This window comes from Pseudoalteromonas sp. S8-8 (genome assembly GCF_000497875.1).
Lineage (GTDB): Bacteria > Pseudomonadota > Gammaproteobacteria > Enterobacterales > Alteromonadaceae > Pseudoalteromonas > Pseudoalteromonas arctica.
The window spans coordinates 37,411-55,213 of record NZ_AUTR01000009.1; the positions used below are offsets into that span (position 1 = coordinate 37,411).

General features: G+C 38.6%; 18 protein-coding genes. 3 read left to right on the forward strand and 15 right to left on the reverse strand.

Going from position 1 to position 17,803, the window contains the following annotated elements:
* Nucleotides 1–5 precede the first annotated feature (5 nt).
* The 12 genes from L659_RS0101915 to murJ form a co-directional block, all read right to left on the reverse strand.
* Complete coding sequence (locus tag L659_RS0101915) at nucleotides 6–3,188, reverse strand: pilus assembly protein (protein ID WP_024589417.1); 3,183 nt, start codon at nucleotides 3,186–3,188, stop codon at nucleotides 6–8.
* A gap of 1 nt (nucleotide 3,189) precedes the next feature.
* Nucleotides 3,190–3,693 (reverse strand): hypothetical protein, encoded by a 504-nt coding sequence (locus L659_RS0101920; RefSeq protein ID WP_024589418.1) that lies wholly within the window; start codon nucleotides 3,691–3,693, stop codon nucleotides 3,190–3,192.
* A complete protein-coding gene (locus tag L659_RS0101925) occupies nucleotides 3,681–4,676 on the reverse strand; it encodes a PilW family protein (RefSeq protein WP_007581375.1) in 996 nt (331 codons plus the stop codon). Before L659_RS0101925 ends, L659_RS0101920 begins: the two co-directional genes overlap by 13 nt.
* Before the next feature lies 1 nt (nucleotide 4,677).
* Nucleotides 4,678–5,238, reverse strand: coding sequence for a type IV pilus modification protein PilV (gene pilV / locus L659_RS0101930; protein WP_024589419.1), 561 nt, complete (start codon nucleotides 5,236–5,238; stop codon nucleotides 4,678–4,680).
* Between the two features lie 183 nt (nucleotides 5,239–5,421).
* The gene (locus L659_RS0101935) at nucleotides 5,422–6,123 is read right to left on the reverse strand and encodes a LytR/AlgR family response regulator transcription factor (RefSeq protein ID WP_024589420.1); all 702 of its coding nucleotides are present in this window, start codon (nucleotides 6,121–6,123) and stop codon (nucleotides 5,422–5,424) included.
* Nucleotides 6,120–7,154: a sensor histidine kinase gene (locus tag L659_RS0101940; RefSeq protein ID WP_024589421.1), complete on the reverse strand. Its 1,035-nt coding sequence runs from the start codon at nucleotides 7,152–7,154 to the stop codon at nucleotides 6,120–6,122. Before L659_RS0101940 ends, L659_RS0101935 begins: the two co-directional genes overlap by 4 nt.
* A 39-nt stretch (nucleotides 7,155–7,193) precedes the next feature.
* Nucleotides 7,194–8,123, reverse strand: coding sequence for a 4-hydroxy-3-methylbut-2-enyl diphosphate reductase (ispH, locus tag L659_RS0101945; protein WP_007581370.1), 930 nt, complete (start codon nucleotides 8,121–8,123; stop codon nucleotides 7,194–7,196).
* Nucleotides 8,123–8,563 (reverse strand): FKBP-type peptidyl-prolyl cis-trans isomerase, encoded by a 441-nt coding sequence (fkpB, locus tag L659_RS0101950; RefSeq protein WP_002958231.1) that lies wholly within the window; start codon nucleotides 8,561–8,563, stop codon nucleotides 8,123–8,125. Before fkpB ends, ispH begins: the two co-directional genes overlap by 1 nt.
* On the reverse strand, nucleotides 8,560–9,060 hold the full coding sequence (gene lspA / locus L659_RS0101955) for a signal peptidase II (protein WP_007376920.1): 501 nt from the start codon (nucleotides 9,058–9,060) through the stop codon (nucleotides 8,560–8,562). The genes fkpB and lspA overlap by 4 nt, the downstream gene beginning before the upstream one ends.
* A 12-nt stretch (nucleotides 9,061–9,072) precedes the next feature.
* Complete coding sequence (ileS, locus tag L659_RS0101960; RefSeq protein ID WP_024589422.1) at nucleotides 9,073–11,901, reverse strand: isoleucine--tRNA ligase; 2,829 nt, start codon at nucleotides 11,899–11,901, stop codon at nucleotides 9,073–9,075.
* Nucleotides 11,902–11,906: 5 nt separating this feature from the next.
* Nucleotides 11,907–12,857, reverse strand: coding sequence for a bifunctional riboflavin kinase/FAD synthetase (gene ribF / locus L659_RS0101965; RefSeq protein ID WP_024589423.1), 951 nt, complete (start codon nucleotides 12,855–12,857; stop codon nucleotides 11,907–11,909).
* Between the two features lie 84 nt (nucleotides 12,858–12,941).
* Nucleotides 12,942–14,480, reverse strand: a complete 1,539-nt coding sequence (murJ, locus tag L659_RS0101970; protein WP_032826820.1) for a murein biosynthesis integral membrane protein MurJ — start codon at nucleotides 14,478–14,480, stop codon at nucleotides 12,942–12,944.
* A 295-nt stretch (nucleotides 14,481–14,775) separates the two neighbouring features.
* Here murJ and rpsT point away from each other — a divergent pair, with 295 nt between their 5' ends.
* Nucleotides 14,776–15,036, forward strand: coding sequence for a 30S ribosomal protein S20 (gene rpsT, locus L659_RS0101975; RefSeq protein ID WP_002958225.1), 261 nt, complete (start codon nucleotides 14,776–14,778; stop codon nucleotides 15,034–15,036).
* 75 nt (nucleotides 15,037–15,111) lie between these two features.
* Here rpsT and L659_RS0101980 read toward each other — a convergent pair whose 3' ends face one another.
* Nucleotides 15,112–15,495 (reverse strand): response regulator, encoded by a 384-nt coding sequence (locus L659_RS0101980; protein WP_002958224.1) that lies wholly within the window; start codon nucleotides 15,493–15,495, stop codon nucleotides 15,112–15,114.
* A 113-nt stretch (nucleotides 15,496–15,608) separates the two neighbouring features.
* Here L659_RS0101980 and L659_RS0101985 point away from each other — a divergent pair, with 113 nt between their 5' ends.
* Both L659_RS0101985 and L659_RS0101990 read left to right on the forward strand, forming a co-directional pair.
* Nucleotides 15,609–16,052 (forward strand): hypothetical protein, encoded by a 444-nt coding sequence (locus tag L659_RS0101985; RefSeq protein WP_024589425.1) that lies wholly within the window; start codon nucleotides 15,609–15,611, stop codon nucleotides 16,050–16,052.
* A 106-nt stretch (nucleotides 16,053–16,158) separates the two neighbouring features.
* A complete protein-coding gene (locus tag L659_RS0101990; protein ID WP_002958222.1) occupies nucleotides 16,159–16,404 on the forward strand; it encodes a hypothetical protein in 246 nt (81 codons plus the stop codon).
* 179 nt (nucleotides 16,405–16,583) lie between these two features.
* Here the strand turns inward: L659_RS0101990 and L659_RS1000000123755 are convergent, their stop codons facing one another.
* Entirely contained in the window at nucleotides 16,584–16,730 is a 147-nt protein-coding gene (locus L659_RS1000000123755; RefSeq protein ID WP_007581365.1) for a hypothetical protein, read from the reverse strand.
* 97 nt (nucleotides 16,731–16,827) lie between these two features.
* The gene (locus tag L659_RS0102000) at nucleotides 16,828–17,748 is read right to left on the reverse strand and encodes a 2-hydroxyacid dehydrogenase (protein ID WP_024589426.1); all 921 of its coding nucleotides are present in this window, start codon (nucleotides 17,746–17,748) and stop codon (nucleotides 16,828–16,830) included.
* Nucleotides 17,749–17,803 lie beyond the last annotated feature (55 nt).

A 17,803-nucleotide genomic window follows, 5' to 3' on the forward strand; every position in this document is an offset into this window, starting at 1 on the left:
TTTCCTTAATTATTAACTTCGTCATTTTCTTCACGTTTATAGATATATGTTTGTTGGGTTTTAAAGCCAAACCCTACTGCATTGTCATTAACCAACACAACTTTACCATCAACAACAGTTAAACCAGGACCTTTTATTTCTACAGGTTTCATTGGATTTTCCGCATTTTCACCTTTAATACCAGGCCCAATTAAATAAAACTGACTTTCTTGTATTACGTCAACTGTTGGGTCGTCATCACATTTACCATCGCCATTACCATCTACACATGAAGGGCTTTCACCAAAGTATAACTGAGGTGTATCTGGTACATCATAGCTGGTTGTAAATTTAAGGTCGTCATACACTTTAGTACCGTAATGTAAGTGAAAAGCGTATAAAGAACCACCACCACCACTTAGCGAACATTGATTTTCAGTCGATGTATCTGATGCAGGTGTGAAGCTTGTAAAATAGGCAACACCTCCAACAACTGTGGCAGCAGCTAGCGACTTTTCACCCGTTCCTAACTCATATCTCCAGCCATTAAATTTAGCCAAGTCCACTTCTAAGTCAACAAAATCATCAACGTCATCTAGAGCATTGCCAAATGGGTCTGAATTCATTTGCATCAAATCAGCAGGCACAATAGTATCTGGTGCATTCGTTTTATACGATTTAGTAACCGTATTTTCATCTCTGATCATAAACAATTGATCTTTTTCATTGGTGCCGGTTGGTTTTGAGCGATTACCACTGCCGATAACTATGGCATCATACGGTGTATCTAAGCGTGTTATAACGGTGCTACCATTAACTGTTGACTCGCTTACTTTACTATAAATTGTGCGTGCTACGAGTGGTTTATAGAAAAAGCGTCGGTCCTCAGTTGCTTTATTACTACCAAGCTCAGCTAATTTAAAGTGGCTAAACTCGCTAGTATTACTACCAGGCATATCTATACGCCAAATATCTCCACCGGTATCTGCCGCATAAATTCGGTCTATATATCCATCATAATCTGAGTCAAGCGTGGTTATATCTGCAGCAATACTATGCTTACCTTTAAAGCCATTAATATCCGGTGTTAATGCCCACACCCTTTTACCGGTTTCAGCTTCAACAATATAGATACCTCGCCCTATATCATCCTCACTACGAATAGCTGCATCTTTATTTGTATCGTATCCAGCACCAAAAATTAATAAAGGCTTATCACCAAATGCTTTAATATAGGCTATTTGTGGCTTTGACCATGTTTGCGCAAGCTCTTTAAAATCACCTTTTCCGCCTTCAATTGGTGCGTCCCATAATTTTTTTGGTATGTTTGGGTTTGTTATATCAAGTCCGTAGTAATTTTTACCACCGCGACGCATCCCCGCAAAAGCCCACACTTTATCGTCGCCACTCGCATCAATAATACCGTCATTTAAACCATCACTATTTAAGTTTTTATTATCAAAATAAATACTAATAGGACCATCCACACCATATACTTTCGTATCGGCTTGATTTTCACGTAGAGGTTTAATAATGTTGTATAAAGCAGACGGTATAAATGCCCAACTTTCACTTACGCTATCATCAGAATCCTTGAACATATGCAAAAAGCCTGCATTAGTTCCTATTAAAACTCGAATATCATCATTACCATAATCGATTGCAACAGGTTTAGAATGCAGAGGATCACCAAAAATATCTTTGCGCTGATCAACGCTAGACCCATCGCCATCTTCATCATCAACGTCTATACCCATTGCCCATTTGATATCATTACTCGATAAGCTTAGCGGATTGTTATCGACTAAATTGAGAATATCACTCACAACTGAGGTATTAAAATTTACTATAGCTCCCTGATTGTCAGTGTATAAATTACGGCTATCTGAATCTAATGTCGTTAAATGAAGGTTCACACCACCTTGTGCAACTAAGTTACCATCCGCTGGCTCCCCACTTGGCAACCAAAATGTTTCTGCATTTTCGTCAATTAAGCCATTCTCATCAAGTGCCGACAATCCTTTTGAATCAACAATTTGATTCCCTGATACTTTCAGTTTTTTTAAGTTTCCACGCCAACGAGCACCGGTTTCAGGGTAAAACATGGCAAAATAAACAGCATCCCGGCTACGAGTTTGATCTACATTATTACTCGCAACTGAAGGCGATGAAAAACTATCATTTACTTCTCTAATTCTTGAAATAGTATTTTTTAATGCTTCAGATAAAGCTTCTGAAGTTCGCGCCTCTAAGTACTGGCCTCCACCAACTGATGCAGCTTTCTCTAGTAAGTCGATACCGCCCTCGCTCATTCCTGTGCCAAAGCCAATGGTAAAAACTCTACCAGTATCTAGCACATCACTTGTATCAGAGTATAAATCTACTTTTGTATTATTTGTTCCATGTATTATTTTTGATAGAGCAACTAAATAGCTATTAGAATAATCACCGCTCACAAAAGGGATTGAATCATTAAATAAATTATTATGTACACTTTTAATCTGATCATCACGACCATCATCGTTAGTAGGGTCTCCATCAGTCATCAAAATAATATTAATTGAGTTATCGCACCTGAGAGGATCTCCTGATTCCTTTTTAAATGGTGACTTATAAGTTCCATTAGCATCGGCTGCTTTATCTCTGCTGTTAATACCATACCCATAATAAAGGCTTTGCCCAGTAATATACCTATACGCCTCCCACAATGTTTCAGTTAAAGGAGTTGCACCACTTGCAGGCAAATCGTCAACTTCATTAAGTAAAGTGTTTTTGTTAGCACCAAGCCTTGCTAGTACATAGCCACCTGAACTTTCTCTAAATCTCATTAAACCAAAATCAATATCATCATTATCGGTAATAAGTTGGCTAACAGCGTTTTTTGCTACTAATAAGCGGCTATCTTCACAAACAGCTTGTGCATATCCGTTTACAGACTTGTAACATTGCTGTGTGTAACTAAAGTAAGTCTGACTTTTAAAACAATCTGATGTATAAAACTGTCCATTTTGATATCGACGATAACACTGGCCTCCATCTACAACATCCCAGGCCATACTCCCAGAGGTATCAAATATCATTAACACTCTTGGATTTTCGTCTGTCTCTACATCATGATTTACATAAAGCTCAATATCCTCAGCGAATACCGACATACTTATTGTTAAGCCAAGCAAAGAGGCTAACACTTTGTTTAATTTAAATTTCATCTTAAATCCCCTTGCTTACGCTGGCCATTTCTTGTGCTATACCTGTAACAATAGTTAGTTCATGTTTACTTTTAGATCCATATTCTATTGTTGTGGCAACCTGTAACATATTGCACGATATACCTGCAGTAAAATTAAAGCGTCGAGGACATTCTAAATCTAACGCCCCCTTGTTCAGGTTAGTCATTTTGCTTTGCATATCTGCATGATTTGCAATCACCATACCTTTGTCATCACCATCCGCGATTGCAGTTACTTCATCTGGAGTCAGGAAGAACTGATTATTAGCGCCTTGATTTGCCTCATCAGAGATCATGCGCTGCACTTCACCAATGAGTTCATTTTCGGCCACTTCGCGCTCTTGTGCTGCATTGGTAATTTTAATATCAATACTACTACTGCTCATAAGTGTTACAGCAATACCGGTCACTGCAATAACCATTATTAAAGCTGTAATTAGAACTACACCTTGCTGTTTTTTTTGTGATTGTTTTAAATACGCCATAAATTTGATCCAACATTATTTAATCGAATAGTAGTAGTAAACACCGTGCGTCTGAAATTATCGGTAAATGTTAATACACGCTTATCTTCATCCTCACCTAATGTATAAGTTTGGTTTTTAATTTTAACTCCTGGGTCTGGCTGTAATGCGCGTATTAATAAAAAAACCTGAACAGTTAAAATACCTTTACGATTTTCCCAATCTGTATACTTCATATCTTGAATACTTCGGTAGGTATCTACACGATTATCACTGTTAGTATCAAGACCAAAAACAAACCGCATGTTCTCAACACCTTCCATAATAGTTTCTGTGTTGATGCTTCCACCAACCAGGCGCTTTCTCATTAATGCAGGTACAGTTAAATTTTTATTATTAACTTTATAAGTTTGTTCTGATAGATAATAAACATGATGGCTGTAAGGCCAAACGGTTGCATTAACATTAAGAGTCGCAGCGTTAACCGTTCCACGGAAAAATTGAGCTTTCTCTTGCTCAGCTACAAAGTAGTTTTCATCGGCCTGAGTCTCATTAGTTACTGTATTAACTGTTAAACTCTTACCTTGTAAAAATTTTAATTGAATAATGTCAGTGCTTTTAATCGGATTATTTAGGCAGTTAAGCTCTTTTGATTCTCCAGCAACCTTTGCGTAAATAGTTCTAAAATTACTAGCTGTGGCAAAATCAGGAAAACTCCCATTATTTAATCCTTCAAAGCAGTCTGTTCCAGGGTTTGCTAGTGTATCTGTATTTACTGCAGTGAACGAATCGTCATAATAAGTTCCCCAAAAGCCAATTTGTTCAATATCACGTTGCATTATGTTAATTGCAAGGCGCCCTGATTCTTGAAGTTCACCAATAGTCATCGTATCTTTAGTGGTTACTTTCATACCTATATAGGTGAACATAACGCCACCTAGTATTAATCCACCAATAAATAATGAAATCATCATTTCTACAAGTGTAAAACCTTTTTGCTTCATGTTAGCTCCTAAGGTAAATGTAACTAGTTAAAACAACTAAGCGGCGCTTTTTGTCAGCCGTTCCACACTTTATAGCGCCAGTAGCATCATTTGCATTAAACTCTTGTCGACCTTGCCACGAAACAATTACTTCTAAATTAAATGCCTTACCACCCGAGCCAGCAACTGCTGTAGGTGCAATACATACGGTAGCACCATCTAAAGATCCCGTATTTTCTCGAGCTCTTATAGCTCTTTTCCACTGCTCAAGATCTAACGCCGCAACTTGCGCTGCGCTACAAGTGTTTGTGAAGCACGCCTGCGAGGTTGTCGTAGCAGTTTCACTATCAAATGTTTGTGTGTACAGCCCGGCTATTTGAGGGGTATCGTTAGCACGGATACGCTGCACAATATCATTACCAAGTGCAACTGCAGCAGCACGCTGCATAGAATCAAAGCTTGCTTGCTTTGCTTTTGCTTGCAGGGCAACTGCGCCTAAAAGGCCAAAACTAAGAATAATAAATGCAATTAACACTTCAATTAGAGTGAAGCCTCTTTGCACTTTTGTTTGAGATGACTGCATAGTAGAACCAAATAAAAATTATCTGATTATAAGTTTATGCTATTTATTTGAGGAATCAATGAGGACTAAGACAAGCGGTTATATTTGTTGATAAACGGTTAATTAAATCGGCTCATTCAACAAAACAGTAGTAATTAAGCGTAAATGCATTTAAGTCAGAGGCAACTTAATTGCGAAATAAGTCTAAAGCGTATTTTTAACTAATTTAAGCTCGCGGCGGCTCACTGGCAATAACTCACTGCACCCTTGTAGCTCAATCATATGATTGCCATTCCCTTTTGAATGCAAGGCTATTACTTTTTGTTTATTCACCAATGTATTGCGGTGAATTCGTAAAACATATGCGGGATATTGCAGCTCTAATTGCTTTAGGCTTTGCTCCAGTAAAGCCTCTCCACCTGAGAATATCATTTTGGTATACTTTTCTTCGGCACTAAAGTACAAAACATCATTTATATCAACACTACGTAGAGTACCAGCTAGCTGATAAGAGATTTTTACATTTTGTTGTTTTTGAATATGTACTTTATTTAAACGCCCAACTTGCTTAAGCACCTTCTGCAGTGATTGCTCTGAAATAGGTTTAACTAAATAACCTGCAGCGCTTAATTGTAAAGCATCGAAGGCATGCTCAGGGTGGGCAGTTATAAAAACAATAGCAGGAGGTAGAGTTAAACTATTGAGCTCATTAGCAACTTGTAAACCATTCATACCAGGCATATCAACATCTAAAAAAATCAAATCTGGCGTTTGCTTTTTAGCAAGTACTAGAGCTTCCTTACCATTACTTGCCTCACCTTGTACAACTATACTTTTATCGTGTGTTAACAAACGGATTAAGCGAGATCTCGCAAGAGGTTCATCATCAACAATGAGTACATTCATACACTGCCCTCAATTAGCTTAGGGATAACGACCTTGACCCTAAACACATCATTTTTATTAGTAATTGTTAGCTGCGCTTTATTTTTATAATAAATATTTAATCGCTGGCGAATATTTTCAAGCGCCATTCCGTTATTAGGCCTAGTTTGAGCATTAGAAATTGTTATAGGGTTAGAAACAATCATGGTTATATAGCCGGTAGTGATATGTAGCTCTACTTTTATTTCTGCACCATGCTCACTTGTTTCAACGCCGTGGCATACCGCATTTTCAATTAATGGCTGCAGGGTTAAGCAAGGAATGCTCAATGCGGGTAGTTCATTAGGTATTTGCCAATCAACTCTTAAGCGATTACCAAAACGCCACGTTTCAAGTGCGATATATTGCTTACTCAACGTTATTTCATCTTCAAGAGATACATTTTTCCCCGAGTGCATTGCAGCCTGCGATAAGGCGGCTAATGCTAAAATAGCCTGTTCTGCCGCATCGGCATCATGATGAGTAAGCTCTGCAGCAGTGTTTAAACTATTATATAAAAAATGAGGACGTATTCTAGCTTGTAGGGCATCAAGCTCAGCACGAGAAAGCGCTTTAGTTTGCTGCTCTTTTTCAAAATGAATTAATAAAAACTGGACGAATAAAGCCGCCAGTAAAGCCACTATAATGCAATTGCGAAGTGTGAAATAAATTAGGTTATTTGTATCATCTATATCAAAAGCAAAATGAGAAAATAAAATACTAAAAATACAGGTAGATAATAAAAAAAAGGCAAAAAATAGACTTAATTGAAAAGTTTGAGTACGTTTTTGTAAGAAAAATCTACAGAAGTATAAAGAAGAGGTACCGACTAAAACAATTAAATGCATAAACAAACTAATGATCCCAAGTCGTAGCCAAATATCTCCTTCTACATTAGGTGCAAAAGCTAAAACAATAGCAATAACTTGAGAAACAATAAGCGTGGCTAATACGCCTCGCTCATTAAAAAGAGCCGAAAAAAGCAAAACATCATTTTGAAGTGACTTGCTCATAACGACTCTCCTTTAATCTAAATGTTTAATATATTTAAATTAACGTAGCTCTACAGGAACAGCAAATACTATATTTTCTACTTCACCTGGGTTCTCAACAACCTGTGTGCCACCAAGCTCTTTTAATCGGCTTATTACTTGTTGTACAAGTACTTCTGGCGCAGATGCACCCGCAGTTACACCCACTGATTTAGAGCCTGAAACCCACTGCTCTTGTACATCAGTTGCGTCATCAATTAAATAAGCAACTGTGCCCATTTTATCTGCAAGTTCACGTAAGCGATTAGAGTTAGAGCTATTTTTAGCGCCAACAACTAATAGCACATCAACTTTATCAGCTAAGTCACGAACAGCGTCTTGACGATTTTGCGTTGCATAACAAATGTCATCTTTACGAGGTCCGTCAATTGATGGAAACTTATTGCGCAGTGCATCAATAACATCTGCTGTGTCATCAACTGAGAGTGTTGTTTGGCTGCAATAAAAAAGATTTTCAGCATTTTTTACATTAAGCGCAACAACATCATCAACGGTTTCAACAAGATAAATGCCACCGGCTGAGTTATCATATTGTCCCATTGTTCCCTCTACTTCAGGGTGGCCATGGTGTCCAATTAAAATACACTCAATACCTTTGCGACTCGCACGTGTAACTTCCATATGTACTTTAGTTACAAGCGGACACGTTGCATCAAATACTTTTAAATCACGACGTTTAGCCTCTGAGCGAACCGCTTGCGAAACACCATGTGCACTAAAAATAACAATGCTGTCGTCAGGTACTTGATCAAGCTCTTCAACAAATACCGCACCACGACTTTTTAATCCATCAACCACATAACGGTTATGTACTACTTCGTGGCGCACATAAATTGGCTTTTCAAAAATATCTAGGGCGCGCTCAACAATACTAATAGCACGGTCAACACCAGCGCAAAAGCCGCGTGGATTAGCTAGTAATATTTCCATTAACCTTCCACCTCAATAATATCAACTTCAAACGTTAAACGTTGGCCAGATAAAGGGTGATTAAAATCAATCGTTACCGACTCACCTTGCACTTCGCGAACTAATCCAGGAAGCTCAGTACCGTCTGGTTGAGTAAACGCAATAATTGCACCTACCTTAGCTGGTGTTTCTGGGCCAAATTTACTACGGTCAACGTAGTAAATATTATCTGGATTTGGCTGACCAAACGCATCTTCAGGTTCTAATTCAAACGTTTTACTTTCGCCTGCAGTTAAACCTAATAAACACTTTTCGAAGTTTGCCGTTAAACTGCCATCGCCCATTGTTAATTTAGCAGGTTTGTTGTGCACCTTGGTAGAATCGGCGGCAGAGCCATCTTCTAATTTAATAGAAAAATGGAAAATAACTTGCGAGTTTTCACCAATTACAGCTTGGCTCATGCTTTATGCTCCTTCGGACTCTCGCCGGTAAAGGCATCAAATAACAATAATGCTGCGCCAATACAAATAGCGCAATCAGCAATATTAAATACAGGAAAATGTGAGTCTTTATAAAATACGTGAATAAAGTCGATTACATAACCATACGCAATACGATCGTATAAATTACCAATAGCGCCTGCAAGTACCAGTGCATAAGCACCGCATAGTACTTTGTTTGTTGCAGGTAAGCGTTTTAGCCACCACACAAGCAAAGCACTAATAGCAATGGCAATCGCACTTAAAAACCAACGCTGCCAACCACCCGCTTCACTTAAAAAGCTATAAGCAGCACCATAGTTATGCACATAAGTAATACTAAAAACAGGGAGTAAGTTTATCGACTCTTGATAAGCCATAGTACCTACAACAAGTGTTTTACTGGCAAAGTCTATTACTAATAGTAATAGACTCAACCAAAGCCACACTAAACCACTTTTTTGGGCTAGTTTGCTCACTAAGAATAACTCCTAAGCGAATTGACGCTTTTCGCCTTCGCCGTCAACATTACTTACACAACGACCACAAATTTCAGGATGAGCAGGGTTAACACCTACATCTTCACTGTAATGCCAACAACGCTCACATTTAGCAGCATCTGTTGCAGCAACACTAATGAATAAACCTTCAATTTCGGTAGCTTGTGTATCAGCTGGCTGACTATCAACTTCAGAAACATTTACGGCCGATGTTAATAATACAAAACGCAGTTCATCACCAAGCGCATTTAATTTAGCGGCAAGCTCTTTACCTGTAAATAAATTAACCGTTGCTTGAAGTGTTGCACCAATGACTTCTTCTTTACGTGCAGCTTCTAATAAGCGGTTTACTTCGTCGCGTACTGTTAGAATTTCTAACCAGTCATCGTTACTAAATTGGCTATTTGTTGGCGCTTGTAAGCCATCATACCAAACAGATGTAAATACGTAGTCACTACGCTCACCCGGTAAAGCTTCCCAAATTTCTTGTGCGGTAAAACTCATAATAGGTGCCATCCAACGCGTCATTGCTTCTGCAATATGATAAAGCGCTGTTTGACAAGAACGACGTGCATGGCTGTCACTCTTAGCTGTGTACTGACGATCTTTAATGACGTCTAAATAGAACGAACCAAGCTCACCCGTACAGAAGTTCATTAGCTTTTGCGTTACTAATAGCATTTGGTAGCTATCGTATGCGGCTAAAATTTCGTCTTGCAACTGAGCAGCACGACCAACAATCCACTTATCAAGCTCAACCATATCATCAACAGCAACTTGATCTGTTTTTGGATCAAAACCATTTAGATTAGCAAGCAAGTAACGGCTAGTGTTACGAATACGGCGGTAGCGATCGGCAGAGCGTTTAAATATTTCATCCGACACAGTCATTTCTGCCGTGTAATCGGTAGAGGCAACCCATAAACGAAGAATGTCGGCACCTAGTTTATTCATCACATTTTGTGGAGAAATAACATTGCCTAGCGACTTAGACATTTTGCGACCGTTTTCATCAACAGTAAAACCATGAGTCAATACTTGGCGGTATGGCGCATGACCATTAATAGCCACTGATGTCATCATTGATGACATAAACCAACCACGGTGTTGATCAGAACCTTCAAGGTATAAATCAGCTGGACCAACTAGGTCTTCACGTGCGTCTACAACACATGCATGTGAAACACCTGAGTCAAACCATACATCAAGCGTATCTTGTACTTTCATGTATTGCTTGGCATCTTCTTCACCAAGTAATGTGGCTGGTTCTAAATCGTACCATGCCTGAATACCAGATTTTTCAACTAGCTGTGCAGCTTGCTCAATTAGCTCTTGAGTATTTGGATGAAGTGCACCGGTATCTTTATCTGCAAACAATGCAATTGGCACACCCCAAGTACGTTGGCGAGATATACACCAATCTGGGCGGCTTTCAACCATGTTCGAAATACGGCTTTCGCCCCACTCTGGCAACCACTGCGTGTTTTTAATTTCTTTTAAAGAATCTTCACGCAAGTTAGCCTGATCCATACTTACGAACCATTGCGGTGTAGCACGGAAAATAATTGGTGTTTTATGGCGCCAACAATGTGGGTAACTATGAGTTATAGCATGATGATGCATTAATGCACCGTGCTCTTTTAATACTTCAATTACGCTCGCATTTGCTTTAAATACATGCTGACCTGCAAAAAGTTCAGTATCTGGTAAATAAACGCCATTAGCGCCAACAGGGTTAGCTACTTCAAGGTTGTAATTTAAACCAGCCACGAAATCTTCTTGACCATGCCCTGGTGCTGTATGTACAACACCGGTACCTGAGTCAGTCGTTACGTGTTCTGCAACAATCACGGGTACATTAAAATCATAAAAAGGATGGGCTACTTGTAAGTTTTCAAGTGCAGCACCTTTTACATAACCTAATACGTGGAAGTGATTAAAACCAAAGCGGTCCATTGCATCTTTAACAAGCTCAGAGCCTAAAATTAGACGTTGTTGTACGCCTTCATCTTCAACCTGCACCAATGCATATTCTAAATCGGCATGCACAGCTACTGCGCGGTTTGCTGGAAGCGTCCACGGTGTTGTTGTCCAAATAACAGTACCAACACTGCCTTCACCTTTATGACCATCAGCCAAATCAAATGCACTTACAACAGCATCTTGATCAACAAATGTAAAACGTACATCAATCGCTGGTGATTGCTTGTCTTGGTACTCAACTTCAGCCTCTGCTAATGCAGAACCACAATCTGTACACCAATGCACAGGCTTAGCACCTTTATGCAAATGACCTTTTTCAATAATACGACCAAGTACACGAATTGCATTCGCTTCAAAGTCAAAGTTCATTGTTAAGTAAGGCTTATCCCAATCTGCAAATACGCCTAAACGTTTAAAATCAACTTTTTGACCTTCAACTTGTTTTTTAGCGTATGCACGGCATTTTTCACGAAACTCACTCGCGGTCACTTTTACGCCCGGCTTGCCTACTTTTTTCTCAACCATTAATTCAATTGGTAAACCATGACAATCCCAACCTGGGACTAATGGTGAATCAAAGTCAGATAATGTTTTAGACTTAACAATAATGTCTTTTAATATTTTATTAACTGAGTGGCCTAAATGGATATCGCCATTTGCATACGGAGGGCCGTCATGCAAAATAAAGGTCTTTTTACCTTTCTTAGCGCTGCGAATTTGACCGTATAGGTCGTCTTCATACCATGCTTTAAGCATTTTTGGTTCACGTTGTGCCAAATTGCCACGCATTGGAAACGGTGTTTCCGGTAAGTTCAAAGTATGTTTATAGTCGCTCATTTATCCTACATTCCGTCTCTATCGGCTACCTGATTTAAACCAAAACACTGCTTAGCGGCAGCAACATCGGTTGCTATTTGCGCCGTTAATTGTGTTAATGTCTCGAATTTTTTTTCATTGCGAAGTTTTTTTATTAACTCCACATGCATAAATTGTCCGTAAATATCCTGTGCAAAATCAAAAAGGTGAACTTCTAATAATGCACGAGTTCCATTAAATGTCGGCTTATTGCCTACATTTGCAACTCCAAAAATCTGTTTTCCTGCAATCGTTGCTTGCACTGCAAACACCCCGTTGACAGGACACACTTGGCGTTTTAGGGCAATATTTGCCGTTCTAAAACCGAGTTCACGTCCTCTTTTCCAGCCGTGTATAACACGCCCAGAAATAGCATAATCGTGACCAAGCATTATTTTAGCACTTGCTAAGTCGCCAGATGCTAAGGCATCTCGTATTAAAGTACTGCTTACTCTAGCATTTAATTGACGAAAACTCGCGGTGCTTTTTACGTCCATGCCCGCTTGCTTGCCCATGCTAGCAAGTAAGTCAAAGTTACCTTGGCGCTGCTTTCCAAACTTAAAATCATCGCCAACAGTGAGAGCTTTAACACCTAACTTTTTAATCAAAATATCATTAACAAATTGCTCAGCATGCATGTTTGCAAATTGCTGATTAAAGCTAATGCAAATAACTCGCTCAATACCTAAATCACTAAGCAAACGTAGCTTATCTCGTAAGCGCGTTAGCCGTGCTGGTGCATTGTTTTTAGCAAAAAATTCTTGTGGCTGGGGTTCAAATAGCATTACAGTGCTAGACAAACTATGCGCTTTAGCATCACTAAGTAAGCCTTTTAGTACTTCTGCGTGGCCTAAATGAACACCGTCAAAATTACCAATAGTTAACACACAACCAAAGTGGTGTGGGCGAATATTGTGTATACCTCTAATTAACTCCATGCCACCTAATGCCTTGTTTAGCGAGTTATTAATTACGACTAAAAATTAATTAAAGCCGCAGAGTTGCCGATTATAATCTTTTTTTTAGTTTGATTCAGTAATTGCTACACTTTTTATCGTATTTAGTCTAACGCCCATCAAAAATAGCATTGCAAAGTAACTAATACCTGCCAAAGCCACGAGTGCTATTAATAAGACTACCTGCTGTGTAAAAGCCCATGTAGCCCAGTAATAGTAACTGCTCACAAACCATGTAACAGCTCCCATAACCATACTTGCAACAACACATTTAAGTGTAAAGCGCATACTCATTGATGAAAACTGATACACATCTTCTTTTTTAAGCTGCCTATACAGCAAAAATGCATTACAACTAGCCGATAGCGAAGTAGCGAGTGCTAACCCTAAATAACCAATGAAAGGAGCCAACATAATATTAAATACCATATTCAGTACCAAGGTAATAATACCAATACGCACCGGCGTTTTTGTGTCTTGACGAGCATAAAAGCCAGGAGCAAGTACTTTAATCAGCATAAAGCTTACAAGCCCTACTGAATATGCGACTACGCCTAAACTTACTGCTTTAACATGATCAACACTGTCTTCTTTAAACGCACCATGGTCGAATAATACGGTGATAATAAGCGGGCTGATGATCATTAGACCTATCATTGCTGGTAGGCCTAAAAATATAACAAAACGCACCCCCCAGTCGAGGGTATGCTGAAAGTCACTACTTTTTTTACTGCTATGTAACCTAGAGAGCGCCGGTAAAATAACTGTCGCAATACCAATACCAAATAAGCCCAGCGGAAATTCAATTAAACGGTCTGAATAATAAAGCCACGCAATCGAGCCTGTCATCAGTAATGAAGCAATCATGGTATCAAGTAACAAATTAATTTGGCTAATAGATACGCCAAACAAAGCAGGGAGCATAAGTTTACGTACTTTTTTTACGTTTTCGTCTTGCCATGCCCAGCGTGGACGCGCCAACATTTTTGCACGGTATAAAAATGGAAGTTGAAACAATAACTGCACAACGCCACCAATAAATACGCCAATTGCGAGAGAATAAGCCCCGACACTAAATTTATCATGTAAAAAAATTGCACATGTAATGATAGAAACATTGAGTAAAACAGGTGTAAATGCAGCAACAGCAAAACGGTTATACACGTTCATTACCGCACCACTAAGTGCAACTAAGCTTACAAAAAACAAATAAGGGAATGTAAATTTAAGTAATGAACTTGCAAGCTCAAACTTTTCGGCATTAGGGCCGCCCTGCCACCAATCTATAAACCAACCGGTGCCAAACAATGCTGCAATAACGGGTGAAGCAACAACACCTATAATAGTGACAATCAGTAAAATGGTTCCTAATGTGCCTGCTGCTTGTGCAACAAAAAGTCTGACCTTGTCGTCGCCTTGCTGTTCTTTAATTTCACTCAGCACAGGTACAAATGCTTGTGCGAAGGCACCTTCTGCAAATAAACGACGTAAAAAATTAGGAATACGGTTAGCAAATAAAAAAACATCAGCCGCCGCACTTGCGCCTAATAAATTGGCAACGACTGCATCTCGAACGAGCCCTAAAATACGCGATATCATAGTCATACAACTAACAATCATACCGGAGCGAAATAAACCTTTTGACACCTTAAACCTACTCAAAAATCCTCAAGATAGGCGATTATGCCACAGTCTTTTTTATAAATCGCTTTAAAGCACTAGGCTGGGGGTCTGTGCTTTGTTACAATGTCGGTATTAACTGCTAAAGCGGCAAATTGATGCTCGTTATATGGTGCAGTTTTTCTTGGATTGTTAAATTTAAATTGACATCCATGATAGAAACAGGCATATTCCACGGCCTTTAATTTAAGCTTTATTTTAAGATTGTTAGGAGCAAACCTTGGCTAACATCAAGTCTGCAAAAAAACGCGCTATCACAAGCGAAAAAAACCGTCAGCACAACGCAAGCCGTCGTTCAATGATGCGCACTTACTTCAAAAAAGTAATTGTTGCTATTGAAGCGGGCGATAAAGAAGCTGCACAGCAAGCTTTTTCTGTTGCTACACCTATCCTAGACCGTTACGCAACTAAGGGTCTAATTCACAAAAACAAAGCAGCTCGTCATAAGAGCCGTATAGCAGCTAAGATTAAAGCTCTATAATTTGTTTTTGATAGAATATAAAAAACCGGCTTTTGCCGGTTTTTTTTTGTTTAAATTTTAAATGTACTTACTTTATTAGACATTTTCTAAATCTGGATAAAACTTCTTAAGCATTGCCGCTATTTTTTTAGGTGTAAATGGCTTTACTACAAACCCTTTAGCGCCTTTATCAATTGCATCCTTAACATTCTCAATACCTGAATGTGCAGATACCATAACCACATTTGTCTCTGGGCTTAATTCATTGATTTGTGCAATCAAATCTTTACCATCACCGTCTGGCAATTCAATGTCTAAAAAAATGATATTATAATTTGCAGCTTGGCACTCACTAATACATTGTGAGGCAGTAGATGCTTCCTTTACGTTATCTATCCCTAAGTGCATGAGCGTTTGGCTCAAAAAACTACGCACTGTGCTAACGTCATCTACAATTAAAATTGATAGCTGCGTATTCATCTTTATTCCTCGTAGGCTATAAGCTAACTTTAAGTTATCATAATAATTAGCTTAGTATATAAATTTACTCATTTAATTATAGAGACCTACGGAAAAAAGGCCAGATTTGCTTTATGTCTAAAACCCCAAATAAACAATCGTTGCTAGGTAAAGCACCGGCAAGAAAAAAAACAGCGCAAAAAAGAAAACCTCAGCGTTCTACTCAGCGCCCTTCACCTGGCGAGTTAAATTCCAGTGCAAAGAATGATATAAGCCAAAAAAAAACGCAAAAAAAAGGACTTTTTATATCACTCGCTGTCGTTGCTGTAATAATTTTAGCTTTTCCAAAACCTACCTTACTCACCTATAAAAAATTAGGGATGGTAAGTGAGAGTGTTTACTGGCCCGGATTCTTTGGCAAGGGGGCTACTTTAATTGATTCAAACCTACACCCCACCTATGATTCTAGCCGTGAGTCCCTTTATTTATGCAGTGACTTACAAAAACCGCAGAGCTGCCAAAAGTATCAAGTAATTGCTGATAATGGTTTATTTTCAGCAATCGGTAGCTACTTTTAGCATTAAAAAAACTAATCTGAAAATTTAAAATTACTTGGTTGAAAGGTGCGCAAAAGATCAACATAATGGCGCTCCTTTTTTCAACAACTGAACTATTGAAACGACCATGCTAAACGAGCTAGATTGGCTTTTAAATACTACACTACTTGCACTAGGTTTAGGTGCATTCTTTATTAACCAGATAACACTGCTGCGCGTTGCCGCCATTAGTGCGTGTGGTTTATTATTCTTATCATTTAGCTTAGATCTTATGTCGTCGAGTGTTATTTCAAATATGAGTTTAGTGTTGATCAATACTTTTTACTTGTTTAAAGTTTATACATTTGGGCAATTTAATGTAACCCAAAGTTAACAACTTTTCCCTAGAATATTTAATAGCCCAGCATTGCTGGGCTTTTTTTTTGTTAAGAATTTAAAAATATTAAAAAGCACTTTCAATCAAGATGAAAATTAGAGCTTCAGGGGCACACAAGCACTACTGTGAAAATAATGCTTGTGTACTGCTAAAAAGAGGAATACATAGTAAGTAGGCTAGTCCGCTATTGTTAACTCGCTTTGGGTTTGTATTTTAGAAGGAGTATCCTCTGCATTAGCCTGATTAAACCAAGCTGAAACACCAAGTATAATAATTGAAACAATAACTAGGCTTAATTTAACGCCACTTTGACTCGATTTCATAACACCCTCTTTGTATTTTTTATTAGTGAGAATACCTTTTACACTAATGAAAATTACAAATGTTAACAAGCTGTTTTTTAAACTAATTAGCTATCAGCTAATAACCTTTAGTTCTATCTATTGGATTATTAAGTACTAACCCCTTATTCAAGCATTCAATATTATCGGCTATTTGCTCTAGAACACTATTTAAATCAGAAATCGCCGCGCAATGTGGTGTAAGCGTTATTTTGGGGTTTCCCCAGTAAGGGTGATTCGACGCTAAAGGTTCTTGATCAAATACGTCGAGTGTAGCTGCGCGTAAGCTATCGTTATTTAATGCACTTAGTAAGTCTTGCTCAACAACATGAGCACCGCGAGCCACATTAATAACAACAGCATGTTTAGGTAGCTTTGCGAGCATTGAGTGATTAATAATGCCTGTCGTTGCTTGCGTAAGGGGTAATAGACATACAAGATAGTCAACATCAGAAAGCATACTATTGAGGCCTTCCTCGCCATAAAAAATTTCGACATTAGCCGCGCTTTTATTACTTTGCGCCCAGGCACTTACCTTAAAGCCATTATTTATAAGCTTTTGCGCGCATGCTTTACCTAATTCACCATACCCAAGTATGCCGACATGTTTATTACTATGCGCCCGCTTTGGCTTCCATGTTTGCTGTGTTTGCTTAATGTAATACTCTTTTAAACGTAACTTTTGAGCTAACACATGTGTCAGTACATATTCCGCCATATCTTCAGCTAGTTGCATGTCAACAATACGTACTACTTCAACACTTTCGTCGAGTAATGTTAAATCGATACTGTCTACGCCAGCACCAAATGACGACACAGCCTTTAAGTTAGGTAGCTGTGGCCACATAGATTCTGGCGCTTTCCACGCAAGTACAAAATCCACATCATGTGCGTTTTTACAATCAGGCCATTGCTCTATCAGCGTATTTGGTAATCGCTCTTGTAACTTCGTTATTAGTTTTGTGTTGTCACGCCCAGTTATAGCAACCAATACCGACATAAATTCTCCTAACAATACACAGTTTATAAGTTAGCACTTTAAAAAGTCACACTAC